This is a genomic window from Actinoplanes subtropicus, assembly GCF_000721705.1.
GTDB classification, from domain to species: Bacteria; Actinomycetota; Actinomycetes; order Mycobacteriales; family Micromonosporaceae; genus Actinoplanes; species Actinoplanes subtropicus.
This window is the reverse complement of record NZ_JOJL01000023.1, coordinates 19,875-37,013: the sequence shown is the minus strand read 5'-3', so window position 1 is coordinate 37,013 and position 17,139 is coordinate 19,875. Positions and strand designations below refer to the sequence as shown.

14 protein-coding genes are annotated in these 17,139 nt (G+C 69.2%); 8 read left to right on the top strand and 6 right to left on the bottom strand.

Features of this window, described 5'->3' with window-relative positions; translation table 11 throughout:
• Positions 1-104: 104 nt before the first annotated feature.
• From IH26_RS0130250 to IH26_RS0130215, 8 genes are all read left to right on the top strand, one after another.
• Positions 105-6,725: an RHS repeat domain-containing protein gene (locus IH26_RS0130250; RefSeq protein WP_051808740.1), complete on the top strand. Its 6,621-nt coding sequence runs from the start codon at positions 105-107 to the stop codon at positions 6,723-6,725.
• Positions 6,726-6,759: 34 nt separating this feature from the next.
• Positions 6,760-7,674 carry a hypothetical protein gene (locus tag IH26_RS0130245; RefSeq protein WP_030439659.1) on the top strand — a complete coding sequence of 305 codons (915 nt, stop codon included), beginning with the start codon at positions 6,760-6,762 and terminating at the stop codon, positions 7,672-7,674.
• A gap of 1 nt (position 7,675) precedes the next feature.
• Positions 7,676-8,158: a hypothetical protein gene (locus tag IH26_RS0130240; RefSeq protein WP_030439658.1), complete on the top strand. Its 483-nt coding sequence runs from the start codon at positions 7,676-7,678 to the stop codon at positions 8,156-8,158.
• A 116-nt stretch (positions 8,159-8,274) separates the two neighbouring features.
• Positions 8,275-8,589 carry an AMP-binding protein gene (locus tag IH26_RS0130235; RefSeq protein ID WP_030439657.1) on the top strand — a complete coding sequence of 105 codons (315 nt, stop codon included), beginning with the start codon at positions 8,275-8,277 and terminating at the stop codon, positions 8,587-8,589.
• Positions 8,589-9,302, top strand: coding sequence for a ricin-type beta-trefoil lectin domain protein (locus IH26_RS0130230; RefSeq protein WP_084599180.1), 714 nt, complete (start codon positions 8,589-8,591; stop codon positions 9,300-9,302). The genes IH26_RS0130235 and IH26_RS0130230 overlap by 1 nt, the downstream gene beginning before the upstream one ends.
• A 173-nt stretch (positions 9,303-9,475) precedes the next feature.
• Positions 9,476-10,093 carry a TetR/AcrR family transcriptional regulator gene (locus tag IH26_RS0130225; protein WP_211268779.1) on the top strand — a complete coding sequence of 206 codons (618 nt, stop codon included), beginning with the start codon at positions 9,476-9,478 and terminating at the stop codon, positions 10,091-10,093.
• 118 nt (positions 10,094-10,211) lie between these two features.
• Positions 10,212-10,508, top strand: coding sequence for a DUF2637 domain-containing protein (locus tag IH26_RS0130220; RefSeq protein WP_030439654.1), 297 nt, complete (start codon positions 10,212-10,214; stop codon positions 10,506-10,508).
• A 10-nt stretch (positions 10,509-10,518) separates the two neighbouring features.
• Entirely contained in the window at positions 10,519-10,947 is a 429-nt protein-coding gene (locus IH26_RS0130215; protein ID WP_157437458.1) for a hypothetical protein, read from the top strand.
• 343 nt (positions 10,948-11,290) lie between these two features.
• On the opposite strand, the gene IH26_RS0130210 is transcribed toward IH26_RS0130215, so the two are convergent.
• The 6 genes from IH26_RS0130210 to IH26_RS0130185 form a co-directional block, all read right to left on the bottom strand.
• Positions 11,291-11,854, bottom strand: coding sequence for a YceI family protein (locus IH26_RS0130210; RefSeq protein WP_030439652.1), 564 nt, complete (start codon positions 11,852-11,854; stop codon positions 11,291-11,293).
• A 203-nt stretch (positions 11,855-12,057) separates the two neighbouring features.
• Complete coding sequence (locus IH26_RS0130205) at positions 12,058-12,387, bottom strand: STAS domain-containing protein (RefSeq protein ID WP_030439651.1); 330 nt, start codon at positions 12,385-12,387, stop codon at positions 12,058-12,060.
• Positions 12,384-13,325, bottom strand: coding sequence for a carbamate kinase (locus IH26_RS0130200; protein WP_030439650.1), 942 nt, complete (start codon positions 13,323-13,325; stop codon positions 12,384-12,386). Before IH26_RS0130200 ends, IH26_RS0130205 begins: the two co-directional genes overlap by 4 nt.
• Before the next feature lie 3 nt (positions 13,326-13,328).
• Positions 13,329-14,315, bottom strand: coding sequence for an ornithine carbamoyltransferase (gene argF, locus IH26_RS0130195; protein ID WP_030439649.1), 987 nt, complete (start codon positions 14,313-14,315; stop codon positions 13,329-13,331).
• Entirely contained in the window at positions 14,312-15,577 is a 1,266-nt protein-coding gene (locus IH26_RS0130190) for an arginine deiminase (protein WP_030439648.1), read from the bottom strand. Before IH26_RS0130190 ends, argF begins: the two co-directional genes overlap by 4 nt.
• Positions 15,574-16,980 carry an amino acid permease gene (locus IH26_RS0130185; RefSeq protein WP_084599179.1) on the bottom strand — a complete coding sequence of 469 codons (1,407 nt, stop codon included), beginning with the start codon at positions 16,978-16,980 and terminating at the stop codon, positions 15,574-15,576. Before IH26_RS0130185 ends, IH26_RS0130190 begins: the two co-directional genes overlap by 4 nt.
• Between the last annotated feature and the right edge of the window lie 159 nt (positions 16,981-17,139).

Sequence of the window (17,139 nt, the reverse complement as noted above, 5' to 3'; positions counted from 1 at the left end):
CGTGACCGGCTACTTATTCTCCGACGTGGAAGGTTCATGATCTTCCATGCCGCGCGGTCGGCTTCCCTCGCCGACCGGTGGCGAAATCGGGGGAGGGTGCACTGATGCTGTCCAGAGGTGGATTCCGGATACCGTTCGCGCCGCGCCGCCGGCGGCGGATCGCCGCGGTCCTCGCGGTCGCACTCCTACCAGCCCTGATCAGTCTCAGCGTGGCGCAGAGCGCCTCGGCGGTGGCTCGGCACGTCCCGCTGCCCGACCCCAAGCCTTTGCAGCGGGTCGTCCTCAGCCGCGGCGGACCGGTCAAGCGAGCCAAGCCGCGGCCGACATACGCCCGCTTCGATCCGTCCGGACATGCCGCCCTGCCGGCGGCCCAGGAAACATTGGTCACCGTGCCGGCCTCCCCGGGCAGGGCGGTCCGCGCCGGGTCGTCGCCCGTGTCGGTCGGGCGCGGTACCACCGGTTCCACGCCGAGCCGAGTTCGGGTCACCACAGTGGACCCGGCGATCGCGAGGTCGGCCGGGGTCACGGGCGTCCTGTTCGCGCTCAGCAGCGTGCAGGGCGCCGGCGCGGTCACCGTGACGGTGGACGACTCGACGTTCCGCAACGCCTACGGCGGCGGTTACGCGTCTCGCCTCCGTCTCGTGCGACTGCCGGCGTGCGCGCTCACCACACCCGCGGTCGCCTCCTGCCAGGCCCAGACACCGGTCCTCGACAGGTCCGGCGGCTCGCTGTCGACGCGGGTGACCTTGGCGTCGTCGGGTGCGACGGTGCTGGCCGCCACGGCCGGCGCGAGCGGTTCGGCGGGGGACTACGGGGCAACCAGCCTTTCTCCGGCCGGTACGTGGGCAACCAGCGGGAACACCGGTGCCTTCACCTACAGCTATCCGATCACGGTGCCCAAGACGGTCAGCGCGGTCGCCCCGGATGTCGATCTGGGCTACCACTCGGCGCAGCAGGACGCACGCACGTTGGACACCAACAACCAGTCGTCCTGGGTGGGAGACGGATGGTCGGATTCCGACAACTACGTCGAGCGCACCTATGAGTCCTGCTCCGACGTCAAGAGTTCCGGAGCACCCGACAACAGCGGCGACCTGTGCTGGGCCGGCCAGGTCCTGACGTTGTCGTTGAACGGCACATCGACGCAGATCGTCTACGACGCGGCGAAGAACACGTTGCGCCCGGCGAACGACAGTGCGACGACGAAGATCGAGATGCTGTCCGGTCCGACCAGCGGCACCACCAACGGCACCGACAACAGGGAGTATTTCCGGGTCACCGAGGGTGGTGTGCAGTACTACTTCGGGCTCAACCGGCTGCCCGGGTGGAGTTCCGGCGCAACGGAGACCAGGTCGGTGTGGACCGTGCCGGTCTACCGGGCCCACGACGGCGTGAGTACGTGTTCGGGTAGTGCCACGTTCGCCGACACGGCCTGCACACTCGGCTACCGGTTCAACCTCGACTACGTGGTCGACCCGAGCGGTAACGCGATGGCCTACTACTACGCGCCGGAGACCGGCTATTACGGCGCGGACGGGAAGAACACCGCGGTCGCCTACACCCGGGGTGGCACGCTGGCCCGGATCGACTACGGCCTGACGTCCTCGACGGTCTATTCCGGCACCGCCCTGGATCAGATCGTCTTCACCACCGGGGAGCGGTGCATTCCGGGGCAGCCGGCCGGCAACACCTGCTCGGACGGCCAGTTCTCCGAGGCGAACGCGGCGTTCTGGCCGGATGTGCCGATCGATCTCAGCTGCGATGCCGGCACCTCGTGTACCCACCACGCCCCGACGTTCTGGTCCCGCAAGCGGCTCAGCTCGATCGTGACTCAGGTGCAGACCGGCGGCGCCACCCGGCAGATCGACCGGTACGACCTCACGCCCGGCTTCCCGGACAACGGCGACCACGCGCCCACCTTGTGGCTGGGTTCGATCACCCACACCGGTCTGGACACGCTCGGCGGAGCGTCCGGCAGCACGGTCTCCGGTACCACCACGTTCAATCCGCTGCAGCTGGCCAACCGGGTCGGCACGATCGCGGGCCTGCCCCGGATGTACTACCAGCGGATCGGCACGGTGATCTCGGAGACCGGCGCCGAGACCGATGTCGTCTACGACACTCCCGACTGCTCGTCGGTGCCCTCCAGCGACACCACCGACGCCGGCGACAGCAAGGCCCAGGCGTTCGCCTCGACCAACACCACCGGCTGTTTCCCGGTCTACTGGACGCCGGAGGCACAGCCGCAGCCGCTGATCGACTGGTTCTACACCCACCCGGTCACGTCGGTGACCACGTATGACAACAACAACCACTATCAGGACGGCTCCTCGCCGAGGCTGCTCACCCAGTACACGTACGTCGGAACGCCGGGCTGGCACTACGACGACAACGAAGTGGTCAAAGCGAAGAACCGGACGTGGGGCCAGTTCCGCGGCTATCCCGAGGTCGACGTCACCACCGGTGACACCAGCGCCTTTCACTACAGCAACCAGAACCCTGTCCACGACCAGAGGACGCTGACCAGGAACTACTACTTCCGCGGCATGAACGGCGACACCCTGCCCGGCGGCAAGACCCGTAGCGTCCCCAACCTGACCAGCACCGACGGCTCCGTCACGGTGCCCGACCGCAACGAATTCGCCGGCCAGATCTTCGAGACCGTCAACTACTCCGGAGACGGCGGCAGCGTGCAACACGCCACCGTGAACGTCCCGACCACGATCGGGCCGACCGCCTCCCGGACCCGCGACGGCCTTCCCGCGCTGCAGGCCGTCATGGTGCGCACCACCCGCACCCTCGGCCGGGAGAAGGTCTCCTACGGCTGGCGGAACACCGAAACCGACACCTTTTACAACACCACGCTCGGGCAGAACACAACCGGCATGCCCGTCCAGACCGACGACCGGGGCGAGCCCGGGGCGACCGGCAACGCCACCCGGTGCACCTTCACCCGGTACCTCGACGGCGGCGCCGACACCGTGGTGGCCGCCGCCGAAACCGTCGTGACCGACCAGGACTGCGCGAGCGCCGGCGCCAGCCCCTCCGGGACGCTGATCTCGGACACCCGCATCTCCTACGACGGCCACGCCTTCGCGTACGACGGCGACGGCCAGGCAAATCCGGCTCTGCCCACCAAGGCGCAGCCGACCCTGGTGCAGGACGCCTCGGCGGCCACCGGCGCGACCGCCACCGCGTTCGTCGACACGACCGCCACGACCTACGACAGCTACGGGCGTGCCACCGCGGTCACCCGCACGCCGAAGTCGACCGCGGCGGACGGCAAGACGAGTATCGCCCGCACCACGTACACCCGGTATTCGCCCGCGGCCGGCGCGCTGCCCACCAGCGTCACCACGGTCACCCAGGTGACCCCGGGCTTCGACTGCTCGGCCGTGACGACCTCGAGCAAGGACTGCCAGCTCGGCACGAACACGCGCGACCCGGCCCGCGAACTCTCACTGACCTCGGTCGATGTCTCCGGCGCGCTGACCTCGCTCGGGTACGACGCTCTCGGCCGGCTCACCGCGGTGTGGCAGCCGAACCAGTCCCGGACCGCCGGGGCGCCGGCGAACCTGATCTACACGTACGCGTTGTCCGCGACCGGCCCGAGCGTCGTCACGACGAGGACGCTGGAAGACCCGGGCGACCCGAATGCGACGACCCCGGCCTACCGCGTCGGCAAGGTGCTCTACGACGCGATGATGCGTCCGCTGGAGAGCCAGGCGACCGGCGAGAACGGCAGCACCGTCGTCTCGGACACCCAGTACGACTCACACGGCTGGACCGTGCTGACCAACAACTCGTACGCGGTTGCCGGAGACCCCGCCGACAGCCTGATCTCCGACCACCTGTCGCAGGTTTCGGTGCCGGCGACCACCGTCACCGACTACGACGCGATGGGGCGGCCGGGTCAGGTCACCTCCGAGCACAACGGCGTGGCGACGTGGTACACCCGCACCGCCTACACCGGCGATTCGACGACGGTCCTTCCGCCGACCGGCGGGGCGGCCAGCACCAGGACCACGAACGCCCGTGGCCAGATCACCGAGCTGCAGCTCTACAGCACCCGGCCGACGGTCGGTGGAAACGCCGCCGGCGGGTTCACCACGTCCGGCGGCACCAGCGCGAACACCAACTACACCTACACGGCGGGTGGCTCGCAGAGCACCGTCACCGGCCCGGACGGCTCGGTCTGGAAGTTCTTCTACGACCAACTCGGCCGGCAGACCTCGATGACCGACCCGGACACCGGCACCGGCTTCAGCAAATACGACGACGCCGGGGACACGATCGCCACCAAGGACGCTCGCGGCATCGAGCTCGACTTCACCTACGACCTGCTCGGCCGGAAGCTGACCGCCACCGACAAGACCAAGAACTTCGAGTACGCGTCCTGGGCCTACGACTCGTTGCGGATCGGCCGACCGACCTCGTCCACCCGCTACGTCAGCGGCGTCACCGGCGGCTACACCGTCGCGATCACCGGCTACACGGCACTCGGCAACCCGCTGGGGCAGACCGTGACCCTGCCGTCCGTCGAGCGTCCGCTACCGGCCAGCTACTCGACGAGCTACGCCTACACGCCGAACAACGAGCAGCTCGCCCAGCAGGTCGATCCGGCGGTCGGCGGCCTGCCCGGTGAGACCATCACCTACGGCCACGACCCGATCGGCGCGCCGACGAAGACCTCCGGCATCGACCTGTACGCCTCGGGCGCGATCTACACCGACTTCGGCCAGCTGTCGAAGCTCACCATGGGCGACTCGACCAACGAGGCGGAAGCTCTTTACTCGTACGACGAATACACGTTGCGGCTGACGGGCCGCTCCGTCTACCGCGACCAAGCGCCCGGGCCGCTCGTCGACGACATCGGCTACACCTACGACGACGCCGGGAATCAGCTGTCGGTCACGGACAAGCAGTCCGAGACCGGCAGCACGGTGACCGACCTCCAGTGTTTCCGATACGACGGGCGTGCCCGGCTCACCGACGCCTGGACCGGTAGTGGTGCCTGCGCGGACCAGCCCGCGGCCGCGGCCGTGTCCAACAGCGCCGGTTCCTACTGGCAGAGCTACTCCTACGACTCGATCGGCGACCGCACGCAGCTGGTCGACCACTCGACCACCGGCGGTACGGACGTCACCACCGGCTACACCAATGGCTGTTCGAGCGGCTGCAACCGGTCCGGCGCCCAGCCGCACAGCCTGACCGCCACCACCGGTGGCACCGACCCGACCCAGCTCGTCTACGACGTGGACGGCAACCTGCTCACGAGGACCGCAACCAGCGGTGCCGGGCAGACCCTCAGCTGGGACGACGAGGGTCACCTGGCCTCGGTCACCTCGACCGGCGGCTCGTCGGCGGTGACGAAGTACCTGTACGACGCCGACGGCAACCAGCTGATCCGGCGCGACCCCGGGCGCACCACCCTGTTCGCCGGCGACACCCAGGTCGTGATCAACACGTCGGTCAGCCCGGCGGTCTCCCTGGGGGCGGTCCGCACCTACTCCCTCGGCGGAGTGGCCTACGCCATCGCCGTGCGATCCACGCTCCCCGGCGGCGGCGCCGACTATCTGTTCAACGACCCGCACGGCACCGCCACCCTGGCCATGGACACCACCACCCAGAAGCTGTCCCGCCTGCAATACAAGCCGTACGGCGAGACCCGGGGGAGCCCCAACAGCACCACCTGGCCCGATGCCACGCACGGCTACCTCGGCGCCGCGACCGATGTGGGTACCGGATACACGGATCTCGGCGCCCGCAAGTACGACCCCTCGCTCGGCCGGTTCATCAGTGCGGACCCCGCACTGGAGACCACCGATCCCAACGAGCTCGGCGGATACACCTACGCCGGCGACAACCCGGTTACCGAGGCCGACCCGACCGGGCTCTGCAATCCCGACATCTGCGCCCCCCAGCTGGACCACACCGGAAGCAGTGGCTCCAGCGGTGGCGGTGGCGGTGGCGACGACGAGCCGACCGACGGCGAGTCGTCGGGCGGGGACGAATGGTACAAAGTTTGGAAGCCGCGGCACGACACCGCCGTCCGGATGACGGTCGCCTGGCTGCAACAGAACCGCCCGGGCGTGGACATCGACGCCGAGGTCGCGATCGCCAAGGGATCGCTGAACAACAACACCGGCTGGGCCGACATCGTGGCGTGGGGCCCCAATGAGGTCGAGGTGTGGGAGGTCAAGCACGGCGGCGGCGCCGCCGAGTTGGCCGGCCCGGCCCAGTTGCAGAAGTACATCACCGCCCTGCGGACACGGCTCAGCAGTTCCGGCGATCCGCGCAGGGTGGTGACGGGCGGCCAGATCCCGGAACTCGGACCCGAACCGAACCCGGCCAATCCGCAAGAATTGATCACCGCGAAGTCCGGCGCAGCGCCCGGGATCGTCACCTATCAGTACACCAAGGACGAGCCCCGGATCCGTGTTCCGGTTCCGGTTCCGCAGCCGCGGGCGGTGACCGAGGAAGAGCGTGGCAAGCGTCCGGACTGGGTCAGGACCAGACCGCTGTGGCAGCCGCAGGTCGCCGATCCGGCTCCGATGGCCCACGCGCCGATGAGCGGCGGAGATTCGAGCGGAGGTGGGTTGAGCTGGCCCGACGTCCACGTCAGCGTGCCACAGGTCGACCAGAGCAGCGCCCGCGCGGCTACCGCCGGAGGAACAGCGGTCATCGTCGTCATCGCTATCCTTCTTATTCCGGTCGGTGCTTGACGTCCGGCCAGCCAACCTGTGAAGCGAGGTCGGAATGCACGATTTTCGGGTCTGCTGTTCGCTGGACCTGGAGTTTCCCGGCGCGGCGGGTTATTCGGAGCTGGCCAGGGATTGGCTGATTCGCGGCTCGCGGGAGCTCGCCGGGGAGTATCTGGAGGCGATTGAGTCAGGAGAGCCGCTGGATCCGGGCAGCGTCCGCCGCGGCGGGCCGGCCGGGCCGCCTGGTTCGGTGTGGGGTTTCGTCGCTGTGGCCCGGGGCGCCTGGGGCAGCCGGCGGACCGGGCGGGTGTATTCGGCGAAGAACGTGGCTTGGCTGGAAAAGCAGCTGCTCGACCCGGCGGCGGAGGCCACGCTCGGGGTGTCCGTGCTTGACGACACTGGAGTGCCGGGCGAGTCGCCGTTGCGGGCAACCGTCCAGCGGCTGCCCGAGGCCGAGGATTGGTTGACGCTGTCGTTCTCCATGCAGGAGAGCCGGTTGGCGCGGCCGGAAGTCCAGCGGTCCCTGCTGTCCTTCGTACGGTCGGTTGCTGACCGCGTGAACCCGTCGTTCGGCCAATGCGACTACGACGATGTGGGCACGGCGGTGGAACGTACGGTCGGGCCGCCGTGGCCCATGCCGAGCGAGACCGTTCCGAGGAGCAGGAATACGCTGCGGGGCTATTCGTGGTTGACGGTGTGCGCGCAGGAGCTGGCCGACCGGCTCGGGGGTGCGGACGCGCTGCGCGCCACCGGTGCGTTCCACGAGGTCGAGCAACTGGCGGCCGGTGGTGTGTGGTTGCTGGCCACGGCCGACTACCGCGACTATGACCAAGCAGCGGTGGAGCGGGTCTTCGAGGCGGTCGCGCCGGTCCTGCCCCCAGGTATGCCGCGTCGCTTCGACAGCGCCGATCGGCCGCCGAACCGGGTGGCCGTGCGGGATGCGGCCTCCGTGCGAGCCGGGGGAGCCTGACGTGGGCTATTGGGGACATCTGATCGCCACCGGCAGCTCCCAGGAACTGGTGGGCACGGCGATGCTCAGTGCGTTCGGCGACCAGCAGACGGTCGCCGAGGGGCCGCCGGGCTGGCACGTCTACCACGTCGCCGGTGCCGAGCCGGATCTCACCGCCGCGGTCCGGGCGCTTGCCGCCGGCACCGGTGCTCCGGCCATCGCGGCATATGTGCTGGACAGCGACTGCGCGATCGTGCGAGCCGCGACCCCGGACGGCGCCCGCTGGTCGGCGGTGCTGAACCCCGAACGGGCCGAAGAATACGGCGCACCCGGCTCCTCGCCGGACGCCGTGCTCGCCCAGGCGGTGACCTGGGCCCGGGCCGCGCAACTCGACCACGACGACGATCTGATCCGGCGAGCGGTCACCACCGAGGCGACGTTCGCCGAGGATCAGTTCCTGGCTCTGCTGGAGGCATTCCGGCCGTCCCTGACCGGGCCGACCTGAAAGAATTCTCCGGGTTGCGCCGACCACCGGGCTCGAAGCGGCAGATCCACTCAGCTCGCCTTCGGTGGCACGCTGGTGATGCTGCCGCGCTTCGACGCGCGGCGGTCCTCCGCCTTATGCGCGCCGATGACGTCACCTTCTTCGCCGGCGTTCCGACGATGTACCGGGGCCTGTTGGGCGCCCTGGACGAGACGGTCGGTGTCGCCGCCCTGGCGGCCAACCTGCGGATGGCTGTCGCCGGCGGCCCGGCGCTGCCGGGCGAACTCGACAAGCAGTTCCTGGAGCGCTTCGGCGTCACGATCCTGGAGGGCTACGGGCTGTCGGAGACGTCCCCGTTCGCGTCGTTCTCGCGTTACGGTGAGCAGCCGCGCGTGGGCTCGGTCGGCGTCCCGATTCCTGGCGTGCAGATGAGGCTGGTCGAGGAGGACTGATGGTGCGGCGCCGGATCTGTCCGAGCGGCCCTCGTGCCGTGTATGCCGTCCACCAGGCCAGGCGGGTGCACGACTACGGCGCCACCGAGGTGTGGGCCAAGCCGCTCGGCGACGGCTCCGTCGCCGTCGCCGTCGCCCTGCTGAATCGCTCCGGCAGCACCGCCACGATCTCCACCACCGCCGGCGAGGCCGGCGCGCCCTCGGCGAGCGGTTACAACCTCTATGACCTCTGGACCAAGTCCGTACGCAATACCAGCGGCGCGATCAGCGCGACCGTCCCGCCGCACGGTGTGGTCATGTACCGGCTGCGGACGGGCTCGGCGACCGCGACCGACAGCTTCAGCCTGCGCGGCGTCGGATCCGGCCGCTGCCTGGACGTCCTCGGCGGCGCCCCGAACGACGGCACGCAGGCGGTCATCTGGGACTGCAACGGCGGCTTCACCCAGGTCATCACCGCGGGCTCCGGCCAGTTGCACATCGGCGGCAAGTGCCTGGACGCCGACAACAACGGCACCGTCGACGGCACCAAGGTCATCGTCTGGACCTGCGGCAGCGGCGCCAACCAGCAATGGACGCTCCAGTCGGACGGCACGATCCGCGGCGTCCAGTCCGGCAAGTGTGTCGACGTCAATCAGGCCGCCACCGCCAACAACAGCCCGCTCATCCTGTGGACCTGCTCCGGCGCCACGAACCAGCAGTGGACCCGGATCTGACGTGACCGGCCCGGTCTCCCGCCAGGGGAGGCCGGGCTGTTGCCACCGTGCGAGCCATCGGACGTGGCGGCTGGGGATACCGACTACCTGATCGACGGCGGGCAGCTCAAGGCCGTCTGAACTGTCGCATAGAGATAGATCATAACATTACGTACGTCAGACTATGGGTTAGGATGGTGGTGCTGGGCGATGGCCCGATGGAGTGGATGGAGGAGCCGGTGGCGCGTTACGACAAGGAGCACAAGGCGGCGACGCGGCAGCGGATCCTGCAGACGGCCGGCCATCGCTTCAAGCAGGATGGCATCGACGGTTCCGGCGTCGCGACGCTGATGGCCGACGCCGGGCTGACCAACGGCGCGTTCTACGCCCACTTCGCCTCCAAGGAAGATCTGGTCGCGAACGTGGTGGCCGATCAGCTGCGCGCCCAGGCCGAGGAGTTCCGCGCGCTGCCGCCGGGCCGGGTAGGGCTGGAGGGCTTCCTGCGCGAGTACCTGTCGCCGCAGCACCGGGACAACCCCAGTGACGGGTGCCCCTCCGCCGCCCTGCTCGACGAGATCGGCCGTACCGCGCCGGCGGCCAAGGACGCCTACACCGAGGGCGCGCGGGCCATTCTGGACGAGATCGCCTGCCGGTTGGCGCCCAGCGATCCGCGGTCGGCGTACGGCCAGGCGTTGGGGTTGTTCACGATGGCGGTCGGAACGCTGCAGTTGTCCCGCGCCCTGTCCGACCCGAAGCTCGCCGACGAGGTCCTCGAGCAGGGCATCCGGAACGCCCGCGCATTTCTCGACTGAGCACCACGTACGGCAACACGCGAAGCGGCACCCTCGTTCACCCGCAAGGTCGGGAGCGAGGGGGCCGCGACGCGTCTCCGCTCTACCCCTGGAGGAGTCGAGGGATACGGCGCTGACGGTGGCGGCGCTGATTCCAGCCGGGCTGTTCTGGGCGATGGTGCTCGCCGGCTCCTTCCACGGCCTGATCGCCTTCGGCCGGGAGGTGCTGGGCTGGCATGCCGGCTGGGAGTACCTCGTCCCGGGAACGCTGGATGGGGTCAGCGTGACGTTCGCGTTCCTCGCTTTCCGCGCGGTGCGCATGAAGAAGGCCCCGGACCGCTGCTACCGGCTGGTGTGGGGCGCCGCGATCGCCTCGGCGACGGTGAATTTCGCGTACGAGTACAGGCGAGGGACAGGCCGGGGCGGGCAGCCTTGACACAGCGGAGATGCCGCCGAGCGTTCCGGCCGAGCCGGTGGTCGAGGCGCCTGGTCATCAGGCAGCTGCGCCCACCACAAAGACGTCGCCTGCGGCGCCCGTCCTGCCTGCGTCGCCGAAGGTGGGCAAGGATGAGGTCGACGATGTGGATGTACGGGTGGCGACCGGGATGAGGCTGCCGGCGACGGCGGCGACGGCCATGGAGTGGGCGAGTCTGTGGGTCAGGATGTGTTCTGAAGGGGGGTCCGTATTGGGTCCGCTCAATGATCAGGATGCACGCGCGCAGTACGGGCTGACCGCGAAGCAGTTGCGGAACGTTCGCAACGCCGCAATGTCTGGGGCTCTGCGGCAGAAGGCGATCATGCTTGGTGTGGAGCTGCCGCTTGAGTACGTCGACAACCCAGCCGATCGCCGTGACATGGCTGACACAGCGGCATAGCGACGCACTGTTCCCCGGGCGGGAAGCGTGCTTCCTGCCCCTGGGGTGACGGCAGCGCCACGGGTAATACCCGCCCGGTAACACCCCGCCGGGCGCCACCAGGCCGCTGCCAGCAGGCGGGGCGCCGGGCACGCTTCGCTGCCAGCTCGGCCGGGCCCTGGCGGAACGAAGCGGAAGCCCGGCCGTTCCGGCGCTGTTCCGCCAAGCCAACGGAACAGCGTCGCGCCCGTTCCGGAACGGGCGTCGGGAGTGCGGATTGTTCCGCAGGACGCGCGGAACAGCAGTCCCGGAACAATCAGCTCAGTGCACCGGGCGGTTGGATACGACTGCGCGTAGCGCGGCTTCAGGCTCGGCGCAGGACGGCCTCGATCTCCAAGTTGATCTGTACGGTGTCGCTGACCACGACCCCACCGCCGTCGAGTGGCAGGTTGATGTCGATGCCGAAGTCGTTGCGGTTGATGGTCGTCGAGGCCGAGAAGCCGGCGCGGGTGCCGCCGTCGGTGTCCGGCCCGATGCCGTTCACGGTGAGCGCCAGCGGGACGGTGTGGGTGACACCGTTGATGGTCAGTTCTCCGTCCACCACGAAGCCGCCTGCGCCGACTCGGACGCCGGTCGAGCGGAACGTCCACACCGGGTTCTTGTCGACATTGAAGAAGCGAGGTGAGCGCAGGTCGGCGTCCCGCTGCCGGTTGCCCGTGTCGACGGAGGCGGCATCGATCGACGCTGTGACGGATGAGTCGGTCACAGCGTCGCCGGTGACAATTTCCCCCGAGAATGTCGCGAACCGACCGCGTACCTTGCTCACCATCATGTGGCGGACGGTGAAGGACACCTCCGAGTGGACGGGATCGATGTCCCAGGTGCCGGCGAGGTAGTTCGGAATCACGTTCTTCACTGCCATGGTCATCGGAATCTCCAGGAAGAGTGGCTTGGGCGTACGTCGTCGGGGTTTGTTGTTACCGGTTGATGTGCTCCGTCATTTCGGTGGATATCGACCAGGTTCACGCTTGGTGGCGGTTCACCTGGTAAGACCGAACGGCTGACCGGTCTGTGACACCACCTGGCCTACGAATTCCACGGATGGGCTTCGGGTGCCCGGCGAGTCGGCGGTCACGCGACGATTTCGAACAGTTCTGCCCAGCCGAGCAGGCATAGGATGCGTCGGATACGCATGCTGGCGCCGCGTAACCGCAGACATCGGCCCGCCCTGCGCAGCCGGATCGCCGCGCGGGCCAGTTCCCGGAGGCCGCAGACGTCGATAAAGGTGAGCTCGCTCAGGTCGATGGTGGCGTCGGCGACCCGGTCGACAAGTATCTCGAGGGCGAGTTCCAGCGCTGGGAGGGTAGCGATGTCCACCTCCCCGCGCAGGCGGATGCCGGCAGGCGCGGCCATGGCGGTGATCTCGAATGGCGACTGCGGCGCGGCCATCTGCAGCGTCATCGTGGTTCTGCTCCGGAGGGGTCGGCGGTACGGTTCGGCGTGATCGTGGTGCCGGTGTGGCCGGCAAGGATGTCGGCCGCGTCGGTGAGCCGGCCGATGGCCGCGGGATGTCCGGACGCGCGGGTGAACCGCATGCAGGCGTCGGCCTTCGGCCCCATCGAACCGGCCGGCAACGGCATCGTCGCCAGGTCGTCGACGCTGATGGTCCGGATCGGCTCGGCTTGCGGTGTGCCGTACCGGCGGATGATCGCCGGTGCGTCGGTCAGCACGAGTAACCGGTCCGCTGCGAGTGCCAGGGCGAGCAGGGCGGCGGTCAGGTCCTTGTCCACCACGGCCGCCGCCCCAGTGAGCCGGCCAGTGCGGTCCTCGGTTACTGGTGCTCCGCCTCCGCCGCCGCACACGACGATCACGTCGCGGTCGACCAGAGTGCGGATCGTGTCCTGTTCGATGATGCGGCGCGGCTCGGGTGACGGTACGACCCTTCGCCAGCGGTCGCCGTCCGCGGCTACGGTCGAACCATTCCGGGCGGCGGCTGCTTCGGCCTGTTCGCGCGGGTAGCCGGCACCGATGAGCTTGGTGGGCGTGGCGAAGGCCGGATCGCAGGCGTCGACCACTGTCTGGTTCACCAGCGCGACGACAGGTCTTGTCACGCCTGCGTTGGCGAGTTCCTGGACCAGCCAGTATCCGATCATGCCTTGGGTCTGGGCGCCGAGTACGTCCAGCGGGTACGGCCGGCTGAGCTCCGGGTCGGAGCTGCTTTCTCGGGCCAGGAGGCCGACCTGTGGTCCGTTGCCGTGGCAGACGATCAGCTGGTGGTGGGCGGTCAGTGGCGCGAGGGATTGCGCGGCCCGCCGGATGTGCCGTTGCTGGATTGCGGCGTCGGGCTTGTCGCCGCGTTCCAGCAGGGCGTTGCCGCCGAGGGCGATGACGATGCGCACGGCTCAGCCCGCCAGCGCCCGGACGAGCAGGGCCTTGATGGTGTGCATCCGGTTCTCGGCCTGGTCGAAGACGATCGACCGTTTCGACTCGAACACCTCCTCGGTCACCTCGGCGCTGTCCAGGCCGAACTGCCGGTGCAGACGGGCGCCGATGGCGGTGTCGCGGTTGTGGATCGCCGGCAGGCAGTGCATGAACCGCACACCGGACCGGTTGCTGGCGTCCAGCACCTCGTCGGTGACGCGGTACGGCGACAGCGACGGGATCCGGGCCGCCCACGCGTCGTCGGGCTCGCCCATGCTGACCCACACGTCGGTGTAGACGAAGTCGGCGCCGCGCACCGCCGTACGGAGATCGTCGGTGATCAGCAGGCGGGCGCCGCTCGAACGCGCGGCGTTCTCGGCCGCGGCGACGACGTCGGGTGGTGGCTGCCGGCTCGTGGGCGCCGCGATGCGGACGTCCATGCCGAGCCGGGCGCCGGTGACCAGCAACGATCGGGCGACATTGCTGTGGCCATCACCGGTGAAGCAGAAGGCGATGTCCTCGACGTCGCCGCCGTGGTACTCGGTCATGGTGAGGAGGTCGGCGAGGCTCTGGGTCGGATGCCAGGCGTCGGTGAGCGCGTTCCAAACCGGTATGCCGGCGTGCGCGGCGAACTGTCGCACCGTGTCCTGGGCGTAGCCGCGGAACGCGATCCCGTCGTACATGCGCCCCAGCACCCGGGCGGTGTCGGCGACGGACTCCTCGCGCCCGAGATGGGAGCCCTCTGGTCCGAGGTAGGTGGCGTGGGCGCCCTGGTCGTGGGCGGCGACCTCGAACGCGCATCGGGTGCGGGTCGAGTTCTTCTCGAACACCAGCACGATGTTCTTGCCGACCAGCCGGGGGATCTCGGCGCCGCCTCGCTTGTCGCGTTTGAGCTGGGCCGCGAGGGCGAGCAGGTCGAGGATCTGCGGCTTGTCCAGATCCAGGTCGCGCAGCAAGGAGCCGGTCACGAGATGCCTCCGGTCGGCCACAGCGGATGGCGGTGTACCGGACAGCTCATGCAGCGGGCGCCGCCACGTCCGCGGCCGAGTTCGCTGCCGGCCAGGGTGATGACGTCGATGCCGTTGCTGCGCAGCATCGTGTTGGTGACGATGTTGCGGTCGTAACCCATGACCACGCCCGGGGCGATGGCCAGATAGTTCTCCGCGTCGTCCCACTGCTCCCGCAGCGCGCTGCTGCGGTCGGCATCGGCGATCAGCACCTTCACCGGGTCGTCCAGTGCCTGCGCCAACGCGGCCGGCACGCCGCGGCTCTCCTGGACATCGAGGCCGGCCGGGGCGCCGCCGGGCGTGATACGCCAACACCGCAGATTGTTCCAGTCCAGGTACGGGTACGCGACGAAGGTGGCGAAGTCCACCATGGTGAGCAGGGTGTCCAGGTGCATCGAAGAGCGAGCCCGGGGCAGCTCGACGGCCAGCACGAGATGAGCCTGCCCGGCGCCGAACAGGCGGCTGGCCAGCGCCTCGACGCCGGTCGGGCTGGTGCGTTCCCCGACCCCGATCAGTACGACGCCGGGGGCGATGACGTGGATGTCACCACCCTCCACGGTCGCCGGTGTGCGGTCGAGGTCGTCGTCGCCGGCCACGATGGGAAAGCCGGCGTCGCGGAACAGCGGGTGGTAGCGGTACACCGTGCGGGTGTTGACCGACTCGCGGCGCCGGGCCGGCTTGGCCATCGCTCCGATCGTCAGGCCGGTACCGATCCAGGCGGCGTTGTCCCGCTGAAAGAGCGTGTTGGGCAGCGGGGCGAGCACGAAGTCGTCGACGTCGAGAACCTGCCAGGCCAGGCTGGGCCGGGTCAGCGGTGACAGGTCGGCCTTGGTGACCCCGCCGATCAGGTATTCAGCCAGGGTTGCCGGGTCGGCGTCGTCGAACAGGGCCCGAACTTCGCGGGCGAGACCGGCGCCGAGGCGCTCCGCGGTGATCGTCCGGTCCAGGGCGAATGTCCGGCCGTCCGGCGTGGCCAGCGCACCGGCGAGCAGGTCGCCGAACAAATGAACCGTCACGTCGTTGTCCCGCAGGGCCTCGACGAACGCGTCGTGCTCGCTGCGCGCCTGACTGGCCCACAGGATGTCGTCGAAGAGCAGATCGGCGATGTTGCCCGGGGTGAGCCGGTCGAGTTCGAGTCCCGGGCGGTGCACGATCACCTCGCACAGTGCGCCGATCTCGGAGTCCACCCCGACCGTGAGACGCCGTCCGGTGGTGAGGGTCATTGCCGTACTCCTTCAGTTAGCAGGTCGGCGGCCACCGGGCCGTACTCGCGGCGTCCTACCTTGAGCCAGATGTAGACCGGCACGCCGAGCAGCAGGCAGAACAGCCCGTAATAGGCGGCCTGGTATCCGGCACCGGCCAAGGCCCAGAAGGCGAACAGCAGGGCGGTACCCGCGACGACCAGGTCGCGCAGGAAGTGGCCGGAGTGGACCCGGCGGCCGTCGGCCAGCAACCAATACACCTGCGCGGCAGCCGAGAAGAGGTACGGGATGACGGCGGTCAGCACCGACAGCAGGACCACGGTGGTGAACACCTTGGCGAAGCTGGTGTAGCTGATCACCGTCAACGTCGACGCGAGCAGCGTTCCCGCGACGATGCCATAGGCCGGTACGCCGCGCCGGCTGTCCTGCGCGAATGGGGCGGGGAACAGCCGCTGCCGAGCCGCGGCCTGCGGCATCTCGCCGACGATCAGGGTCCAGCCGACCAGGGCACCGAATCCCGAGACGATCGCGGCGATCGCGACCGTGTCCCCGGCCCATCGGCCACCGAAGATCGCGTTGGCCGAGTCGGTGAACGGTGCCGTCGAGGCGGCCAAGGCGTCCCGGCTGACCGTGCCGAACACGGCCACCGTGCCGAGGAGGTACACCACGGCGCAGGCCAGCGTGCCCAGAATCGTCGCCCGGCCGACGTTGCGGCGTGGATGGACCACGCGGCCGGCGGCCACCGAGGCGGTCTCGATCCCGATGTACGCGAACAGTGTGATCGCGGCGGCGGCACTGATCGCGCCGAGGGCGGAACCACCGGTCGCGTTGAACGCGCCGAAGTTGGCCGACTTGACGAACAGCAGCCCGACCGTCGCCATGAACAGCAGCGGGACGAACTTCAGCACCGTCGTGACCACCTGCACCACCGCGAGGCTGCGGATCCCGGCCAGGTTGATCGCGGCCGGCAGCCACAACCCGGCCAACGCGATCAAGATCGACCAGGGCTTGGCGTGCGAGCTGTTCCAGAACACCTCGACGTAGCCGACCCAGGCCACCACGATGGCGGCGTTGCCCGCCCATGCGGTGATCCAATAACTCCAGGCGTTGACGAAGCCGGCGAAGTCGCCGAACGCTTCTCGGGCGTACCGGTAGGGACCGCCGGACCCCGGGGTGCGCCGATTCAGCGCCTCGAATGTCCATGCCAGGGCGATGGCCCCGACCGTCACCAGGCCGAACGCCGCCAGGGAAATCGGGCCGAAGCCGGCCAGCGCCGACGGCAGCGCGAACACGCCGGTACCGACCACCGAACCGACCACCAGGGCGGTCGCGGTTGGCAGGCCGAAGCGCTGCTCGTCGTGCTGACCTGGTTCCCGGCCATCTTCTGTCTGCGGCGGCGCACCGCCGACCACCGTCGCGCTCATCCGGTTTGGCCTTGTCTTGTGAGCATGCCGAGCCTCCTCATCAGGTTTGCGGAAGCTAGGACCACGCCCGACAGCGGCTCGTGACACCAAGCACGGCCCGGAAAGCCGGCGTGCCGGAAGGGGTCGTCCTCGGCCGGCCCCGAGCGAGCGCGGATCGGC